The organism is Paenibacillus naphthalenovorans (genome assembly GCF_900099895.1).
GTDB lineage: Bacteria > Bacillota > Bacilli > Paenibacillales > NBRC-103111 > Paenibacillus_G > Paenibacillus_G naphthalenovorans.
On record NZ_FNDY01000037.1, the window covers coordinates 14,213 to 32,580 of the forward strand.

The 18,368-nt window shown below is 53.2% G+C and carries 18 protein-coding genes; 4 read left to right on the top strand and 14 right to left on the bottom strand.

What is annotated here, in order from left to right; translation table 11 throughout:
* Positions 1–58: 58 nt before the first annotated feature.
* The gene (locus tag BLT35_RS22750; RefSeq protein WP_217634740.1) at positions 59–328 is read left to right on the top strand and encodes a hypothetical protein; all 270 of its coding nucleotides are present in this window, start codon (positions 59–61) and stop codon (positions 326–328) included.
* Between the two features lie 47 nt (positions 329–375).
* Here BLT35_RS22750 and BLT35_RS22755 read toward each other — a convergent pair whose 3' ends face one another.
* The gene (locus BLT35_RS22755; RefSeq protein WP_054818861.1) at positions 376–816 is read right to left on the bottom strand and encodes a GNAT family N-acetyltransferase; all 441 of its coding nucleotides are present in this window, start codon (positions 814–816) and stop codon (positions 376–378) included.
* Between the two features lie 343 nt (positions 817–1,159).
* Between BLT35_RS22755 and fliD the strand changes: the two genes are divergently transcribed.
* Positions 1,160–2,452 carry a flagellar filament capping protein FliD gene (gene fliD / locus BLT35_RS22760; RefSeq protein ID WP_074729826.1) on the top strand — a complete coding sequence of 431 codons (1,293 nt, stop codon included), beginning with the start codon at positions 1,160–1,162 and terminating at the stop codon, positions 2,450–2,452.
* Positions 2,453–2,464: 12 nt separating this feature from the next.
* On the opposite strand, the gene BLT35_RS22765 is transcribed toward fliD, so the two are convergent.
* From BLT35_RS22765 to BLT35_RS22790, 6 genes are all read right to left on the bottom strand, one after another.
* Positions 2,465–3,802, bottom strand: a complete 1,338-nt coding sequence (locus BLT35_RS22765) for an ABC transporter substrate-binding protein (RefSeq protein ID WP_074729827.1) — start codon at positions 3,800–3,802, stop codon at positions 2,465–2,467.
* Positions 3,799–5,412: a response regulator gene (locus tag BLT35_RS22770; RefSeq protein WP_074729828.1), complete on the bottom strand. Its 1,614-nt coding sequence runs from the start codon at positions 5,410–5,412 to the stop codon at positions 3,799–3,801. Before BLT35_RS22770 ends, BLT35_RS22765 begins: the two co-directional genes overlap by 4 nt.
* A gap of 3 nt (positions 5,413–5,415) precedes the next feature.
* On the bottom strand, positions 5,416–7,128 hold the full coding sequence (locus BLT35_RS22775; protein WP_074729829.1) for a cache domain-containing sensor histidine kinase: 1,713 nt from the start codon (positions 7,126–7,128) through the stop codon (positions 5,416–5,418).
* 69 nt (positions 7,129–7,197) lie between these two features.
* On the bottom strand, positions 7,198–8,037 hold the full coding sequence (locus BLT35_RS22780) for a carbohydrate ABC transporter permease (protein ID WP_054818853.1): 840 nt from the start codon (positions 8,035–8,037) through the stop codon (positions 7,198–7,200).
* The gene (locus BLT35_RS22785; RefSeq protein WP_074729830.1) at positions 8,034–8,936 is read right to left on the bottom strand and encodes a carbohydrate ABC transporter permease; all 903 of its coding nucleotides are present in this window, start codon (positions 8,934–8,936) and stop codon (positions 8,034–8,036) included. The genes BLT35_RS22780 and BLT35_RS22785 overlap by 4 nt, the downstream gene beginning before the upstream one ends.
* A 76-nt stretch (positions 8,937–9,012) precedes the next feature.
* Positions 9,013–10,290: an ABC transporter substrate-binding protein gene (locus BLT35_RS22790; protein WP_074729831.1), complete on the bottom strand. Its 1,278-nt coding sequence runs from the start codon at positions 10,288–10,290 to the stop codon at positions 9,013–9,015.
* Between the two features lie 295 nt (positions 10,291–10,585).
* On the opposite strand from BLT35_RS22790, the gene BLT35_RS22795 reads away from it, so the two are divergent.
* Positions 10,586–12,574, top strand: a complete 1,989-nt coding sequence (locus tag BLT35_RS22795) for a glycoside hydrolase family 125 protein (RefSeq protein ID WP_074729832.1) — start codon at positions 10,586–10,588, stop codon at positions 12,572–12,574.
* Positions 12,575–12,648: 74 nt separating this feature from the next.
* Here the strand turns inward: BLT35_RS22795 and BLT35_RS22800 are convergent, their stop codons facing one another.
* The 7 genes from BLT35_RS22800 to BLT35_RS22830 form a co-directional block, all read right to left on the bottom strand.
* Entirely contained in the window at positions 12,649–13,296 is a 648-nt protein-coding gene (locus BLT35_RS22800; RefSeq protein WP_062409641.1) for a response regulator, read from the bottom strand.
* A complete protein-coding gene (locus tag BLT35_RS22805; RefSeq protein ID WP_054818849.1) occupies positions 13,277–14,353 on the bottom strand; it encodes a sensor histidine kinase in 1,077 nt (358 codons plus the stop codon). The genes BLT35_RS22800 and BLT35_RS22805 overlap by 20 nt, the downstream gene beginning before the upstream one ends.
* Before the next feature lie 22 nt (positions 14,354–14,375).
* Complete coding sequence (liaF, locus tag BLT35_RS22810; protein WP_062409642.1) at positions 14,376–15,026, bottom strand: cell wall-active antibiotics response protein LiaF; 651 nt, start codon at positions 15,024–15,026, stop codon at positions 14,376–14,378.
* Positions 15,027–15,162: 136 nt separating this feature from the next.
* Positions 15,163–15,861 (bottom strand): PspA/IM30 family protein, encoded by a 699-nt coding sequence (locus tag BLT35_RS22815; protein WP_062409643.1) that lies wholly within the window; start codon positions 15,859–15,861, stop codon positions 15,163–15,165.
* Positions 15,862–15,863: 2 nt separating this feature from the next.
* Positions 15,864–16,373 carry a PspC domain-containing protein gene (locus BLT35_RS22820; protein ID WP_074729833.1) on the bottom strand — a complete coding sequence of 170 codons (510 nt, stop codon included), beginning with the start codon at positions 16,371–16,373 and terminating at the stop codon, positions 15,864–15,866.
* Positions 16,374–16,375: 2 nt separating this feature from the next.
* Positions 16,376–17,050, bottom strand: coding sequence for a PspA/IM30 family protein (locus tag BLT35_RS22825; protein ID WP_062409644.1), 675 nt, complete (start codon positions 17,048–17,050; stop codon positions 16,376–16,378).
* Between the two features lie 43 nt (positions 17,051–17,093).
* Complete coding sequence (locus BLT35_RS22830) at positions 17,094–17,393, bottom strand: LiaF transmembrane domain-containing protein (RefSeq protein WP_054818846.1); 300 nt, start codon at positions 17,391–17,393, stop codon at positions 17,094–17,096.
* Between the two features lie 225 nt (positions 17,394–17,618).
* On the opposite strand from BLT35_RS22830, the gene BLT35_RS22835 reads away from it, so the two are divergent.
* Positions 17,619–18,107: a hypothetical protein gene (locus BLT35_RS22835; protein ID WP_074729834.1), complete on the top strand. Its 489-nt coding sequence runs from the start codon at positions 17,619–17,621 to the stop codon at positions 18,105–18,107.
* Positions 18,108–18,368 lie beyond the last annotated feature (261 nt).

Genomic DNA, 18,368 nt, shown 5'->3' on the forward strand with positions numbered 1-18,368 from the left:
ACCGATCCATCCTATTTCTGAAAAAGTCTGCAAAGCTTTTTACGGCAAACCCGTGTGCGTGATTCTGAAGAACGGCGCGCAGTTTATCGGTACATTGAGCCGATGGGAGAAAGGAAAGCTGATTTTAAACGACGAGCCGGCGGTAAAGCTGCAGAGCAAAACAAAAAAGAGCAGAGCCGGGAAAGGGAGAACAGGCTCCAAAGCCAGTAAGGCTGCCGGTGTACGGACGGCTGCAGTCCCTGCGCCCCTGCCCCAGGTTCCCCCTTTCGGCGGCAGCCGAATGGAGTTCATCCCCTCCAGGATCGCGTGGCTGCTTGCTCTCATCTGAGAGCAAGCCGGCAGTAACAAAAAAACGTCCGGTGAGGACGTTTTTTGTTACACGGACTTCATCAACAAATAACACCGCAACCGATGATCGTAATATACCGCCTCATAGCCATGCTTTATATAGAAGCGTTGCGCTTGCACATTGGCTTCGTCAACCCAGAGTACGACTTCCCGCAGCCCGTGTTCCCTCGCCGTTCGCTCAGCCTGGCGCATCAACCGCGTACCGATACCGCGACCCTGATAGTTGGGGTCGACCGCCAGCATATCAATCGCCAGCCGGTCTCTCTCAAGCTTCAGAGCAATAAACCCCGCAGTCTTGTTTCCCGCAGCGGCATACACAAAGGTTATGCACGATTTGAGCCGATTCCTGATCGTGTTCCGGCTCAGACGAAGCCCAGGCAGCGTCTGCCGGGCGAATGGCAGCAGGAGCCTTTCCACCAGCCCGAAGATCGCAGCGTCATCCCGCTTTGGAACACGCTTTCGAAGCATGAGATGCCCGCCTTTCCTACGCATAAAGTAAGTACTTTATCGTATGAAACGCAGCAGCGGAAGGTTAATCCATTTCACACAAAAACCGATATAAAGGTTATATTATTTCATATATTTTTTGGCGACAAACGCCATAAAGCCCGCGCAAATGATCAAAACACCCGCAATAACGATCCATTGAATCCAGTTCATGATTCGGAACAAGCTCCTATGTGTAAGTTAAGGTTGATAAACCATCATACTGTAGAAGCTGTCGAGGTGTCAAGAAAAACCATTTTACGGAAAAAGTGAAGTGCAATTATAATGATCCTAAGCATCTGAAGCGAATGTGAGGCGAACGGCAATGACCGATCCCATTCAACGTGTGTCCCGTTCTTACCGAATCCATACCCAGTGGTATGATTGGGAGCATAACCCGGATAGGCAAACGGGAAGTTTGCCTTCCCCCAAACCTATTCCCGCCATACCTGCGGCGGACGAGCTTAACGTGCAGTATGAGTTTGACCGGTTTGCCCAAATGGTCGCAGAACAACTGGCTGCCGTTTTATCGGCCGCCGAAACCTTGAAGCCGACGGCCGAGACGCTAAAGGATGCATCGGCCGGTTCCATATTAAGCAGGCGAACGGCAGAATGGGCGCCTGGGCCGGCATTAAGCGCCAAGGTGACCGATAACGCCCGGATATACAGCTATCTGATCCGGCTGGACAGCGTCGCGCGAATGCAAAGAAACATCGGATTCGCACAGAAACGCACGGAAATTTCCCCCTTGGCCGGAAGCCTGTGCGAATTTGAGTTGAGCTCCTGCACCGGTCACACCCGGCGGTTGTCTGTTGCTTTCGGACCCACTGATACCAACGAACAGGCGCTCCGAAGAATCCGCCGTGCCGTGAACGATGCTGAAGCAGGGGTAACCGCACTGCTTATCCGTGACCGCCGGGAAAATAAGCTGACGCTGGAACTGAGAGCGGAGCACACTGGGGCAAGCGGCGCTTTCAGCTTAACGGACGTCCGCGGCGAGGCTGTTGCCCTCACAGGTATTGACCGTATGGTGCAGGCCGCGGAGAATGCCGTCTATACCATTAATGAGGGTACATTGGTCAGCTCCGCCTCCAATGAGGTGAAGCTGGATGAAGGGCGTCTGACGCTGATGCTGAAAGAGGCCTCGGCCGAATCTGTTATCCTCTCCGTGTATCCGGATGCAGCGGCCATCAAGAAGCGGTTTGCCGAAGTCATTGCCGGTTACAATCAGTTGATTGCCGCGCTGCAAGAGGCTGCAGAGGTGCTGAATCCCGACATAAGCCGCGACCTGCTTGAAGGTATGCCTCAGCATGTTCTTGAAGAGCTTGGCATCCTGAAGCAAGCGGATGACACATTGCAGTTGGATGAAGAGAAGCTGGTTGCGCAAATCCGCTTCTGGTTCGATATGGTGGCGGCACGGTTGACGGAAAGCAGCGGGCTCATCGATCATATATGCCATGCCGCAAACCAACTGACCACATCTTCACCGGAAACCTTGTTGAATAAACAAAACGGCGCCTACCGCGCCTTGATGAATTACGCTTATGGTCCCGACAAAAGGCTTCGCTCTTATCTGCCCGTTCCCATTACCGGATATCTGTTGAATTTTTATTCCTAGACAGCCGGTTGGCTATGGCCTATTCAGTCCGGAAGCCGGTTCCGCCACGGAGGGCAGCTCTCCGACAATCCGGTCCACTGCCTGAAGCACCTTATCCGCCGGACTGCCCTGGCTCAAGGCGTCGTGCAGACCGATCTGCAGAACCGATGAAATATCGGCATAATGGGCGGCTTTGGGCCGGAAATGCGAATTGGCCAAGACGGCCGGTATATCCCGGTAAAAGGGATTGAAGGCGAGCACTTCAGGGTCCTCAAAGGTTCGTTTCATAACCGGTATCCTCGAGTGCTCGAGGGCGATCTGCTTTTGCGCTTCTTCGCCGATCAGAAATTTGAGAAAGGCAACCGCCGCCGCCTTACGGGATTCGGAGATGCGGGCGTTCATTCCCAGGCTCGAGCCGCCGATGCTTGAGCCTCCTGTCGTCCCGTGCGGGCCGACAGGCAGAGGGGCAATCCCGATCCGGCCCTTGACTTTCGAGTCCTCCCGGTTAGATAGCCCCCATACGATCGGGCCGCTTCGCAGGAATGCGGCTCTCCCATCAAGGAACCAGTCTCTGGAATCCCCTTCTTTAAAATCCAATACCTCTTTAGGAGCAATGCCTTCCCGAATCAGCCGCTGCATATACTGCAAAGCTTCCACCGATTCCCGGCTGTACAGCTGAGGGCGGTCGCTTCGCTCGCCAAGCCGGCCGCCGTTATTCCATACGCTTTCCAGAAAATTCACGGTTAAGCCCTCATAGGCATTGGCTTGGAACACATATCCGTGTTCCACAAGCCCTGTGCGCTTCAGCATTTCCGCTTGCGCGATTAAGTCGTCCCAGGTAGCCGGGGGGCGCCGGTCCAACGATTCCAGCAGGTCCTTGCGGTAAAACAGCAAACCTGTATCGGCATACCAGGGCAGCGCATACATCCGGCCGCGGGAATAAACGCCCTCCAAAGGCTTAGGGAGCATGCCCTTCAATTCATTGGCCGGGAAATATTCGTCCAAGGGGGCCAGCCAGCCGGCGGAAGCGAACTCTTCAATCCATATGACATCCAGTGCGAACAAATCGGTATCCGTGGATCCGCTAACCAATTGATTGACGTATTCATTGTGCATCACATCGGAAATAGGCGGAAGAATAACCGTTTTGACTCGGATATCCGGGCGCTGATTCATAAACGCCTCCGCCATTTTTTGCGCCGTCCCTGTTCCTGTTTCCAGAGAAGAGAACGTGATGGTCACCGGTTCCTTCGGAACAGGCTGAGGCTCGGGCGCATCCTTCGATTGGCAGGCTGCTGCAAACACCAGCGGCAATGCCATCAGCAGGAGAATATGCCCATTTCGCCTGACGCTCCGCCGCCATCCGGTCATAGGGCCTGTTCCTCCCTGATCGGGAGGACGGCATACTCGGACTTGTGCACATGCTGCTCCCGCCAATCCTTCGGCGTCATCCCGCTGTATTCTTTAAAGCAGCGGGTAAAATATTTATAGTCCGAAAAGCCGATCTCGCTTGCGATCTCATATATTTTTTTATGCGTATGCTTCAGCTGCTCCTTGGTCCATTCCATTTTCTGCTCCATCATGTATTCCAAGAATGTTTTTCCGACAGCCTGCTTGAACAAAGCGCTGAAGTGGCTTCGGCTCAGATGCACATGGTCGGCGACGTCGCTCATTTTCAGTTCATCATGCAGATGCTGCTGTATATAGGCAAGCGCCTTTTGAATTTCAGGACGCAGGGAGTTCAAGCCGGAGGAACCCTCCGCCTCCTGCTCCCACACAGCCAGCTCGCTTGCGACTAACTGTTTCACCTGCGACAGCTTCCCCATCTGCTGCAGCTCTTGAACGGCGGTTGCAGGCAGGGAAGGCTGATGCTTATGCCTTGCGAACCGGATCATCCCGATCATGGAAGACGCCATTTCCTTTACGGCGGCCGAGGAAACCCCCGGCCTCCACCTTTTCGTCAGCTGTTCGAACAGAGCTCGGGCCTCCGGCACCGCATTCCTGACCAGCGCCTCAACCCAAAGCTGCTTATCCTCTCCGGTAAACAAGACGCCCGATGCCTCCTGCAAAGCCGCAGAACCTTCGATCATATAGAAGGTCTTCACGCCTTCATCGTAAAAATAAGCTTCCTGTCCCCGCTTGGCCTGTTCAAAAGCCGGTTTGGCCTGACTGATGGAACTGAAGGGCGGAGCTGCCCCGATAAACAGCTCCTCTCTCCTGCAGCCGAACAGCTGAAGCAGGCGGCCGGACCAAATCTGCACCTTATGCTGCACCTCCAAGGCGGAAAGCGCCGATGGAAACCAAAGCAAAACGACCATATACGGCTCCGCGTCCAGCGTGCAGAACAGCTCCGTTTCCTCCGGGAACCGTTCCTCCAGCCGAAGGCAGTTCGTATATAGAGGCTGGGTATGTGCGGGAGCCCATGGGCGTGCGGCCAGCAGAAGGAAGCACTCGTTTTCCGTTCGATGAGCTTCTTTCACCGCGACGGACGGCTCCTTCGCCCCCACATTCTCTCCTCCGGCCAGAATCATCCGAAGCTCGGCCTGCCTCTCCAGCCGCTTGCTTTGCTCGATCTGTCTGAGCAGCTCATCCACACTTTTGCGTTCCGCGAGTTTGGCTTGCACCTTGCTTAACGTCCGATCCACCTCTTGATCATCCATCGTCGTTTTCACCAAGTAATCGACCGCACCGAGGCTGATCGCCTCCTTGGCATATTCAAAATCATTATGACAACTCAATATAACCGGAATGGTCTCCGGATACTGCTTCCGGAGCTCCTTAAGCAGCGTCAGCCCGTCCATTTGCGGCATCCGGATATCCGTGATAACAACGTCAGGCCGCAGAAGCTCCATCGCCTCAAGCGCTTTCATGCCGTTAGAAAAATCCCCTGCCACCTGCATGCCGTATTGCGCCCACGGAATAGTTGAAGCAAGCCCGCGACGCACCAATACTTCATCATCGACAATGATCACTTTCCACATCCGTTATCCCTCCCGAATCGGCAGACTGAGAAGCACTTTCGTTCCCTGGCCTACCTCGCTCATGATGCTGATGCCATAAGGACTTCCGTATAAACGCTTGATTTTCTCCGCTACGTTAGGAATGCCGATTCCGCTGAACTTCCCTGCAAAATCACTTTCGCTGTGCAGCAGCTGCTCCGCCTCTTCCGGCGTCATGCCGATCCCATCGTCCGTCACCGAGAGCAGAAGCGTGGTTCCGGACATTTTCGCTTCGATCCAGATATGCCCGGTTCCATCCTCCAGGCCATGGAAAATACTGTTTTCGACCAACGGCTGCAGGATCAGCCGCGGTACGATACATCTTCCCGCTTCCGGATCAATTTGATAATCGACGGCAAGCCCCTGGCCGAAACGGTACTGCTGAATCAGAATGTAATTGCGCAAATCCTCCAGTTCCTCGGTCAGCGTCACAAACGGGCCCTTCTTGCCGAGACTGGATTGGAGCAGCTTGATCAGCGCGGCAAGCAGTTCCTTGATCTGCGGAACGCCGTGCATGACGGCAAGCCATTGGACCGAATTCAGCGTATTGTATAAAAAGTGGGGATTGATCTGGTACTGCAACGCTTTCAGCTCGGCGTCCTTCTTGGCGCCTTCCTCTTCCTTCACCCGGTTTAACAGCGCGCAGATCGTGTCCAGCATTTCATTATAAGAGCTGCTCAACTCCCCGATTTCGTCATTGCCAAGCACTTGCACCCGGTTTTGAAACGAACCCGTTTTCGTGTTCCGGATCGCATTGCGCAGCAGACGCAGCGGCTTGAGCACGTGCTTGGAAAAAGCCAGCGCGAGCAGCAGACCCAAGAGCCCTGCCGCCGCCGTGATGGTAAGCGTGACGCCCCTGGCTTCCCTCGATGATGAGAATAGCTGCTCATAGGGAATACTGGCTGCGATCGTCCAGCCGGTTACCGGGGAGACACGGCGAATGGCCAGCTCGTCGGAAGTAGGGTTCAGCACATCCTCGTGACCGAGAACGGCTTTTCCGGCCAGATCGATTAAACCGACCTTTTGCCCCGCATACCCTATTCCCGTTTCGAATTCTCCAAGCAGCACGTCTGCGGACATGTGAACGAAAACCCATTCATGGTTCGCCCCCTGAGACGGGATCGGATAGAACAGATTGATGCTTTTGGGACCTTGCATCCGCAGCTTGTAATAATTGGCCGTATGCGGCGCTACAAAAACGCCGGGCGTGCTTTGAAGCACCTCCGGCCACCAGGGCTGATCTGCCAAACGGTCCGGCAGCAGGTCCGTATCCGTACCTGAGCGAACCTTGATCTTCCGGTCTGCGTCGGCAGACAGCAAATAAATACCGCGAATATAGGGCCGGCTTCCCTTTTGCGCATTCAAGAAGTAACGGATATCCAGTTCCTCTTTATACCGCTTTTGCAATTGGTCCACGCTGCTGCTCGCGCCCGTATCCTGGGGCTTTTGCAGCCATTGGACGATGGAACGGTCGAGCACGATCACCTTGGCTATGGAGATCAAATCGAGCATGTACGTGTCTACATTGCTGCTGATTTGCTGCAATGAGGCTTGGGCGGAAGCCGTCGTTTGCCGCTCGATGCTGCTTTCGAATTTATGGTAAGCGAAAATATTGACGATCGTCAGCGGAACAACCGCCAGCACCAAAAAAGAAAGGACCAATCGCGCGCGGATTTTTAAATGAAAGGTCCACCGCATTGATCTCACCACGTTTCCGGTAGGTTCATCTTGTCTGTTTAGCCGAAGAATGATTCAGATACCCACAGATTATCCCTTGACGGCACCTGACGTCAACCCCGAAATAATTCTTCTTTGGAATATTAATACCAGAATGACCAACGGGAAGGTAGATATAAAAGAAGCGGCCGAGATTTGCCCCCAAGGCACATCGTAATCCGACGGCAGGCCGACGATCGCAACCGGCATCGTTTTGAGCGCATCCTTGGAAATGAATGTAACGGCATACAAAAATTCGTTCCAGGCAAAAATGAAGACCAGGATCGCCGTAGTAAACATCCCCGGAGCCACAAGCGGCAGCAGTATTTTATAGAACGTTTGAAAGGGTGTCGCTCCGTCCACATCTGCCGATTCGTCCAGCTCCTTCGGCAGCTTGCGGAAAAAGGTGGTCAGGTTCCACAGCGAAAACGGCAGCGTAAAGGCGATATAAGGGAAAATCAGCGCCATGTACGTATTCATCAGATCCAGCTTCTGAATCATAAAATATAAAGGTGAAATGATGACCATCGCCGGGAACATGGAAATGCCGAGCACGAAATAAAGAATCACTTTGGAGCCCGGAAATTTGAGCCGAGCTAGTGCGTATGCGGCAATGGAAGAAACCATTAACGCAATCAGCATGCTGAGTGAAGCCACAAAAAAGCTGTTGACCAAATATTTAAGGAAAGCTTTCTTTTGGAAAACGTCGATATAGTTGTGCCAATACGTTAAGTCCGGTAACCAGCGAATATCATTAATGTTATACAGCACCCGTTCGTCCTGGAAGGAGGCGTTGGTGATCCAGTAAAACGGAAACACCGTAAACAGCACCGCACCGATGACGATCAATACTAAAGCGGCTTTTTCCCATGAAGCGGTTTTGGTTTTCATGCACGTTCCTCCTTCTCCGACAGAGTCCAAATGTAGATGGCGCTGATCGCAGCAATCACAACCAGGATGGATACAGCCAGCGTTGAGCCGTAACCGAAATCCAAATCTTTAAACAGCGTTTTGTAGGCGTACAGGCTTGTCACTTCCGTCGCGTTGCCCGGTCCGCCCATGGTCATGACATAGACCAGGTCGAAGACGCGGAAGCTGTCCAGCGTACGGAACAGAACAGCTACCAGAATGGTCGATTTGATCATCGGCAGCGTGATGGAGAAAAATTGGCGTAGACGCGTTGCGCCGTCTACCGAAGCCGATTCATACATATCTTTGGGAATCATCTGCAGGCCGGCCAAAATCAGCAGGGCCATAAACGGTGTCGTTTTCCATACGTCGGAAACAATGACCGCCGCAAGCGCGCTTGCCGGTTCGGACAACCAGGCGTGATATTGGTCGATCAAGCCAAGCTTGCCAAGCAAAATATTGACGAAGCCCCACTGGTCGTTATACAGCCACAGCCACATGGTGGCCGAAACGACGGTTGGAATGGCCCACGGCACCAAAGCGGCGGCTCTTACAATACCGATCATCCGCAGAGGCAAATTCATAACGAGAGCCAATAGTAATCCCAGCACCAGCTCGAAGAATACGCTGACGACGGTGAAAATCATGGTATTCGCCAGCGAATTCCAGAATCTCGCGTCGTGAATCAATTTTTTGTAGTTCTCCATACCGATAAACTGCTGATCCTGAGGAGCCAGAAGCGAATATTCATAAAAGCTGAGCTTGACCGTCTGAAACAGCGGATAGATCGCTACCAACAGAATAAGCAGGATTGCCGGCGCTACAAAAATGTAACCCCATACCGCCTTTCTTTTCTCCAAATAGGTCATTTGAGTTTTCATTGCTTGTGCAGCTCCTTACTTGCATCATGATCCCCTCCGCCGTTTGGCAGAGGGGTGCCGGTCATGAAAATCGACATTATTTTGCAACGTCCTCAAGCTTCTTCTGAAGATCCGACAGCGCCTGCTCAACCGGTTTTTGACCGTTGAAGGCAAGCGATACCTCCTGTTGGATCGCTTCGGTGACTTTGCCGTAACGCGGAGACTTCGGACGGGAAACACCGTTTTTCAGTACTTCATAGAAGCTTTTGAATGAATCGTTCTTGGTCAGCACTTCTTGATCTTCGTACAAAGATACATCCGACGGCAAGCGTCCGCCTTCGATCGCCTTCACCTTTTGCTGCTTCGCTTCGGTCATCCATTGGATAAATTCAAAAGCTTCTTTCGGATGCTTGGACGTTTGGGATACAGCCAGGTTCCAACCGCCGAGTGTGGAGGCATGCTTACCGTTCTCGCCTTTAGGCAGCGGCACTACGCCAACCTTGCCCTTGACTGCGCTGCCTTCTTTTTCGGCAAGAGGCCATGCGGAGTTCCAATGTCTCATGAACACGGCGTTGCCGTTGAGGAATGTCTCTTGGCTTTCTTTTTCCATATAGGTGTTCACGCCGTTTGGCATAACCTCCTTCAGCTTTACCATCGTCTGAAGCGCTTTTACGTTTTCGGGCGAATTCACAACCGGCTTGCCGGAATCATCCAAAATTTTGCCGTTATACGATTCCATGATCTCCAGCACATTGGTGACCAAGCCTTCATACTGCTTGTATTGGCCGACAAAGCCGTTCATGTTGTATTTTTGGCCAAGCTCTTTGGAAAGCGTCAAAAGCTCATCCCAGGTTTGAGGCGGCTGGACGCCTTCTTTCTCCAGAATGTCTTTGCGGTAGTACAGCATGCCCGCCGTAGAGTTCCACGGAACCGCATACATTTTGCCATCTACCGTCACCGCGTCAACCGGCGCTTTCAAGAATCCGGTTTTCACCTTTTCCTTCATGGCCGCATCCATCAAATCCTCAACCGGGCTGATCCAGCCGGCCTTCGCAAATTCGCTGATCCATACGATATCAAGGCCGAGGACATCCAATGAATCGTCCTTAGCCGCCAGCCATGTCGTCAATCGGTCTCTCAGCTCTCCGGATGGCAGCGGTTTATACGTTACTTTAATATCGGGATGAGACTGGTTAAACGTCTCTACCAGCTTCTTATCTACACCCACACCGTCATCAAAGATGGTAAACGTCAGTTCAACCGGCTTTTTAGCTGCCTCATCCTTGCCCGCACCCGCTTCCTGGTTTTCTCCTGACGGAGAGCAGCCGGTTACAGCCAAGCTCAACAGCAGTAAACTCGCAGCCCATTTTTTCATTTCTTTGTTCCTCCCTTTTTTGCTTGCTTTGTTTTGTAAATGGTTACACCGGTCATTATAGAGGATGAAATGAAAACGGTAACATGGGTCAATCATCTGTTTACGGGGGTCAATCGTCCGATGAAACCCCTTACAATAATCCCGAATTTCCCATTTGGGGTAGATTGTCTGATTCATGGTGGTCATTCGTCCTGACCTTTGCCGGAGCACTAGCCGCCCGGGAGCGGGGATGATACGCTTTCATCAATAATCCATCTTATTTACCATGGTTTTTGGAAAGGAGTCATATACGTTCATGATTCGCGATATGATTGGAGCCTCCGCCGCTATCCGGCAGATTCCTTCACACGGCCAAGACAAGCCGCTGGACACAGGAGGCGCGGGAATCACCGCCAGCATCGGAAACGACGGCAAACTGCGTTCTTTCAATGACAAGCACAGCGTTCACGGCTATGTCACCCTGACCGGCATAGAACCGTTTCCTAACTCGGAGTGGTATCACTCCGATTATGTTCGCAGCTACCGTACTCTCCTTGTGGAATCGGACGTTACCGGCTTCGGCTGCGTGCCGGAGCAGGCTGAAGATACCCGCCTTTTCCTCATCGATCACCGCTACCCGGCATGGGAATCCGCCGGCGGTTCCTGGGAAGCGGCGGCAATTTATCTCGTTGATGAATCGGCGACCGGTTCACCCAGACTCGTGCAGTGGGTCCGCTGCAGGAATACAAGCGGAGAGCCGATCGATATGCGCTGGAATTTCGGGGGGCGCTTTAGCCTGCACCGCTGCAGCTATGGACAGCTGACCGAGGGCGGACCTATACCGCTTCCGGAGACGAAGCTCGGACTATCGGCCGATCAGCGGGGCTTATATATCCAGAGCCCTTCGTATGCCGCTGAGGCCGCAATTCTTTTATTCGGCTGGGATCATGCCCTGGAGGAGGAGCCCCGCAGCATCAGCAAAAACACCGATAAACCGGTCGATTATTCCAAACCTCTGACCGTACGGCTTATGCCCGGCGAAACCAGGGATCTGTTCGTCACCTATCAGATCAGGGATTTGAACGATACGGCGGGCGCGAATTCGTTTCATTACGGAGCGCCGAACGCCGACGATTTGACTGCCGCCATCGGCTCCAACGACCTGAAGCTTCTGCCTTCTGCCGAAGCTCTGCCTGGCATCCATATTTGGGCCAGGAATGTGGATTATATTCTTTCGTGCTGCGCCGTTCCCGTCAGGCCGGATTACTGCTGCATTTTGACCGATCACCAGCTTCTTCCTTTATCGTGGAACCGCGATTCATTCTACATGATGATGCTGCTCGTACAGGCCTACGAACAGGCGGAGCATCTATTCCGTAATCCGGAAAAAATCAGACGGCGGATTCTGCATGTATTGCGGGGGCATCTGTTATGGATGTTCGAGCGGGCGGATTGTCCGGAGCAATATTGGGGCCGGGCCTATCTGACGAACGGGTACTGCAAGGATTTGATCTACCAGCTTGATCAGCAGTGTTATCCGCTCTGGGAGCTGGCCGTCTATTATCAGCTGACGGAAGACAGAGCGGTGCTGGAGCGCTGCAAGGACCGATTCGTACAGGCGGTTCAAGGGCTGTTCCATGTGAAAGATCCCGATCATTGGTTGTTCCGCACCGCCGAAACGCCGGCGGACGATAAAGTGGAGCTGCCGTATCATCTGTCCAGTCATATTCTGCTGTGGAAAACCTTACAAGCGGTCGAACAGCTAAATCAAACCACAGGTTGGCTTCAGGAAGATATCGGAGCCTGGGCGGAGGGCGCCAAACAAGCGGTAGCCGAACATTTCAGCGGAAGCTGGAAAGGCAGCCCGGTTTGGGCTTACTTAACCGATGGGCGCGGGCGGCACTCCTACTATCACGATGCCAATGATCTGCCGACCGTGCTGGCGCCGGAATGGGGATTTGTCGAGCCCGGGACGCAAGCGTGGGAGCAGTGGAACGCGACGATGGCCTTCGCTTTTACGGAAGAAAACAAGGGAGGATTTTACCCTGGACCGTTCGGGGGCCTCGGGTCCGTTCATACGCCGCACCCATGGCCGCTTGGCGATGCTCAGGAGCTGGCTTGGCACCGGTTAAACGGCAGGCCGGAGGATTGGGCCCGGGTGTGGAGCAAGCTTCAGGCGACCGGCCAGCGGGACGGCCTGTTCTCCGAAGCTGTAGACGAGCAAACCGGCCGCGTCCGGTCCCGTTATTGGTTTTCCTGGCCCGGTGCGGCCATCGCGATGGAATGGCTTAAGCACAGCCGTTGATCATTGAAGGTTTAAGCAACAGCGGCAGGACCGCCCCGCAAGCGAATGAAACGGCTTGCGGGGCGGTCCGTCTATTATTCCACCAAACCTTGCTTATAAGCGTAAATGGCCGCCTGCGTCCGGTCTTCCACACCGAGCTTGGCGAGAATGTTCGTGACGTGAAACTTCACCGTCTTCACGCCGATGAACAGCTCGTCGGCCACATCCTGATTGGACTTGCCCGAGGCAATCAAACGCAGCACTTCCATCTCGCGCTCGGTCAGCTCCTCGTGGGGCAGCGATGCCTGCTTCGGCTGGCGCAGGCGGTTCATCAGCTTGGAAGCAACCTGCGGCTCGAGCACCGACTGACCCTTCACCGCAGAGCGGATCGCCTGGGCGATTTCACCGGCGCGCGACGTTTTCAGAAGATAGCTGAATGCGCCCGCCTCGATAACGGGATATATTTTCTCGTCATCGATAAAGCTGGTCAGCACGATAACCTTGCAGTCCGGGTGCTGCTGCAGCAGCCGGCGCGTCGTCTCGATGCCGTCCATGCCGTCCATGACCAAATCCATCAGCACGACATCCGGCTTATACTCAAGCGCCATACGGATGCCCTCCTGACCGCTGCTCGCTTCGCCCACCACCTCTATACCGTCCTCCGTGCCAAGCACGGCCGCCAGACCAATGCGAACCATCTCATGATCGTCCACCAGCAGTACTTTAATCGTCGCTTCTTCCATTCTGATGTCCTCCTTCCGCCATAATCGGAATCCGAATATCAATACGCGTCCCCTTACCGGGAGCGGTAACTAAATTCATTGATCCGCCGATCTCGATGACGCGCTCCTTCATGGTGACAATCCCGTAAGAAGCCTGTTTTTTCATATCCAAATCAAAGCCGACGCCGTCATCCCAAATCAACAGCCGGACAGCATCCGCCGACGGCCTCGTAAGGCGAACCTCCAGCTTGGAAGCCTTGGAATGCCGAAGCGCATTGGACATCGCCTCCTGCACAATGCGGAACAGGTGGTCCTCAATGCCCCGCGGCAGCTTGATATCCTCGGTCAGCTCCCAATTGATCTGCATCGGCACCTTGGCGGACAATTCCTGCATCAGCTCGACAAGCCCTTCAGACAGCCGTTTGCCCTCCAGATGAACGGGCCGCAGGTGCAACAGCAGCGCTCTCATCTCCGACTGCGCTACGGAAGCCATCTCCTCGATCAAATAAATCTGCCGCTGCGCCTTGTCGAAATCTTTATCCAGCGTCCGCAGAGCGGCCGTCGCCGTCATCGAAATGGCGAACAGCTGCTGGCTGACGGCATCGTGCAGCTCCCTGGCCAGACGCTGCCGCTCCTCCACAATGGCCGAATACTTGGCCTTTTGCGCAAGCTGCGCGTTGTTGTTGGACAGCCGCTGAAGCGAGGTAACCTGCTCCTCCCACTTTTTCGTGATCGCATTTAGCTGCTCCCCCAGACGGCCGATCTCGTCTTCGCCCAACGGAGGTACCGAGCGGCTAAGGTTTCCTTTTTCCAGGGAGAGCATTACTTCACGCAGAAGCTCCAGCCTCCGCTTCATACGGCTGCTGTACCAAAGCCCGTAACAGCCGCCGATGACGACAACGATGGTGATGAGGGTAAGACTAACCCATACGCCTTGCTGCCATGATTCGAACGCTTTTATATATCCCTTGGATTGCAGGAAATAGACTATAACGGCAAACAAAACAAGGCTGAGCCCGATCGACTCTGCCATGCTTCGCCATATCATGTTGGTCAGACGTTTGTCATGTCCATCCATTTCCTAAGCGCCTCCAACGGTTTTAAACGATTTTAATATCAATGTCGGCCACGATATACGAAATTTCCAGGTTCACCTGATGAACCGCAGTCCGATAATTGGGCGACTGCCAGACCATTTTATTGAGTACCCCGGCCTCTTTATCATAGCCGATGCTCGTCTGTCCGAACAATACCGACGCCGATACAGACAAGCCTACATCTTCGGGTACGATCAAATCGATATCGGCGATCACGCCCTGCAGGATGATCGTCGTTTCTTTCTGCTCGGGAATGGCATACGTTAAATCCATCTGCAGCTCCCCAAGCACGTTCCAGATTGACATGCTGCGTAAAATCCACGGTTCCCTGCCCCACCGGATGCTTTCGATCAGGCTTTGCTTGCGAACGTGACGGCCATCCTGATGCATTTTACGCATTTTATTGTAAAAAAAGCCGAGCGAAATCAGAATAATCGCCACAATCATGGGCAAATTGCCGCCTACCAGAAGCAGCAGCCCGATGATCATCAGCCCGTAACCTTTTCTCTCGTCTCCCGAATGAAATTTATGGACACCGATCAGAAGTAAAAAGAGGGCTACCACGGTAAAAAAACTGAGATGATTGTCCGCCAGCAAAAACAATCCTGCGCCAATAAGTATAAGCGCAATGTTGTGATTGCGTTTGCGATGCATCCGTGCCGCCCCCTTTCGCCTAGTCTCCGGTGATTTAAGTAAAAGCCATAGCGGCTTGGAACGGCCCTCTATGGCTTTTGCCTTTCATAGCATATCACAATTGTCCACTTTGCTCCAAGCGCATTTTTCCTTGCGTTTACTGCCCTTGTTCGGAGGATATTTTTTCTTTCAGAAGCTGCAGCTGATCATCTATTTTTTGCTGTTTTGCCGGATCTGCGGCTATTGTGCTGCCGTAAAGGGAACCTGCGTAGGCAGAGCCTGCATAGGGCTTGCGCGCCAATTCCGCTTCCACTTCCAGCGTCATGATTTTCTCTTCCATGCGACGGAAGCCTTTCACGGCGCTGCCTCCATCAATCACGTTCTGATTTGTGACCTCGGCCATTTGCTTTTTCGCTTTCGCGAGCTGCGCTCTGGAAACCAGTTCGCTGCGTTTATTACGCATTTGGTAATAGGCATCCTTCATTTCGTGCAGCTGCTGCAGCAGCTCCGCTGCTTGAGCCTTCGCCTGCTCGTGCATTTCCGCATATTCCGTGATTTTTCCGTCATAGTACAATTTTTGCTCTAAAGCTTGCCGCGCCGTCGCCTCTTGACCGTTCTTCAGTGCTTCTCTGGCCTGTTCTTCGTATTGCGCACTGAGGCGGACCGCTTCTTCCCCGCGCTCTTTCAGCTTGCGCTCGCTGGAGATTTGACGGGCTACCGTCACTTCAGCCTGTGCGATTTCCTCTTCCATATCCCGAAGATATTGGTTCAGCATGACGATCGGATCTTCCACCTTATCCAACAATTCATGCATCGATGCTTTTGTCATATCCTTAATTCTTTTAAATACTCCCATGGCTACACATCTCCTTTAGGTTGATTTTGTTGTTTTTCAAATTGCGCGACTTTGGCGCGAAGCTCTTCGATTTCTTTTCTCAAGGCTTTCTTTTCAATGTCTTTCATCATATCGTCCAGGCTGCTTCTGGCCGGTTCTCCGTATCCGGAAGCGGGCTGTGCGTACTCTCTTTCATAAGCAGGGTTGTCATGCTGCGGAGCCCAGCCGTACTTTTGCGCCTTGCGATAGTGCTTCTCCGCGCGCTTCCAATCCTTACAGCTGCCCCACTTGTGGCCGAAGCCGCCTTCCGAAGCGTACCCTGGACCTCCGCCGTAGGGTCCCCCTGTATAAGGCTCGTTCGGAATGACCAGTGCAGCCAGGAAATAGAGCGGGATAACGACCCCCGCCGAAAAGAACGCCGCGATCACGACCAGAAGGCGCAGCAGCGTGGCGTCGATGCCGAACAGCTCGGCAAGACCTCCGCACAGGCCGGTAATTTGGCGGTCGGTACGTGAACGGTAAATTTTAGTCATAGTTAATTCCAGCCCTCCTGCTTCAGTTTATTGCGCAGCTTCGCAAGCTCCTGCTCCACCGCTTGTGTTGCGGTCCCGCTGACATTCGTCCAAGCCTCGCGCATCCCGCTTCTCACTTCCCTGAGTGTACGGGCCGACAGTTCCATATCGGACACCCGCTCCTCCAGCCGGTCGAACATCCGTGGTGTCGGACCACCTCCCGAATGACGCAGCCTCTCGTTCATGCGCTGCTGCAGCTTGATGGATTCGAGCCTTGCGATGTAATAACTGCGTTTGGAAACGACCTCGTCAAAATCCGCCTTGAGCTGCTGAAGCTGATCCTCCAACTCAACGATGCCCACCTTGCTTTGATCGTACAGCGCTTTATACTGTGCCGCCTTCTCCTCCTGCTGCATTTTTTCCTGCAGCGCGATGCGCGCGATTTCATCCTCGCCGGCTTTGAGCGCCAAGAGCGCTTGCTGCTCCCTGCGTTCCTTCATCTTCTCGGCCGAGGTGTACTGCTGACGGAGCGATGCCGCATGCGTCAAACACTGATGCAAAAGCCGTTCGGACTCTCGGATTTGCTCCGATTGGTTCGCCAGATATTTGTCAATCAAGCGTACCGGATCTTCCGCATTCTCCAGCATTTCGTTAAAATGCGCTACCGTTATGTCCCGGAATCGTTTGCCTAAACTCATGCTTTGGTCAACCACCTTTTCTCCTGAATTTCGTTAATGTTGTCTAGTAAGCTTTCTTGCCCCGGAGCATGGACACTCCGTACCAGATCAATCCGACAGCAATCAGAATTCCGATCAAGCCCGACAGCTTGCCGAGAAGAATCATTCCGCCCAAGACGATCAAAATCCAGCCGATGATGCTCTTTCCGTTTTTCAGCCCCAGAAATCCGAGACCCACCATCGCTGCCGGGAACAGGAATCCCATCAAATGATGCCCGAAGTGAAAGCCCATTTTGTTCAACAGGATCAAGGATCCGAAGGTGATCAACAGCAGCGCCAATCCGACATGTTTGTTCACTTTCATTTACTTCGCTCACCGCCTTTCGTCTCGTTGTCGGTCGCTTATGTCTTTATTTTAGGGGAATAGGGCTCCCTTCAAAACGGACCTGCGGCGGTTTTTGAAACTGGACCTAAGTCCAGTAACCAACCCTCCTGCGGACAAGCAAGCTCCGGGATCGGCAGACCGCATGATAACGCGAACCGCGGGCATACTAGACTTAACCAATTCAAGAACAGGATGGTAAACAAGATGAAATTCACAAAATACACAACCACGCTTTGGGCGGTCATCGCTCTTTTGCTGATGCTGCCGATGTTGGGAGCCGCCGTCGCCCCGAATTCGAATGCCGGTCCACAGCAGGAATCCGTCCCTGCTCCGGTACTCATCTATGACGTTAAGCAGGATAAAGTAGTCCAAGCGATTCCTAATACAGCCGAACTCCGCCAAGAGGCGTCGGACTGGTTTCAGCGAGTCGGAGGCTTATCCGGAAGATTCAGTGTCGGAGCGAACAGCGGTATTGTCATCCGGGTGCCGTTCCAGCCCCCGCTGCCCGTGGCCAAGGCCGGTTTATCTTTTCAGTGCAAAGAACTGTTCGTCATCCTTCCCAGCCACGAAGAAAAAGATAGCCCCCAGCTGCTGGCGTTCAGCACGGAGGACAAAACGTTCGTATTCGAATGTTCTTACCAAGAATTCGAGCCGTTTCTCAAAAAGTATAATATCGCTTTTGAAAGCTTATGACAGGGTTCGCCCGCTTCACTTAAGGAGAGAGATGCACGAATAAAATCGGAACCCCTCACCCCTGTATATGGCTTTTCAACTCTTATGTGCACTATCCCTAAGGCTCAGATAATCGCAACCGTACAAGCGGTCCTTTTTAAAAAAACAACTAAAATAAATACTTGAAATCAGAGCGTATGTTCGATATAATTTGATTAGGAACATTTGTTCGGATGTCCATGATAGAACAATGAACTGAGCTATGGGGATAATGGCCATAAG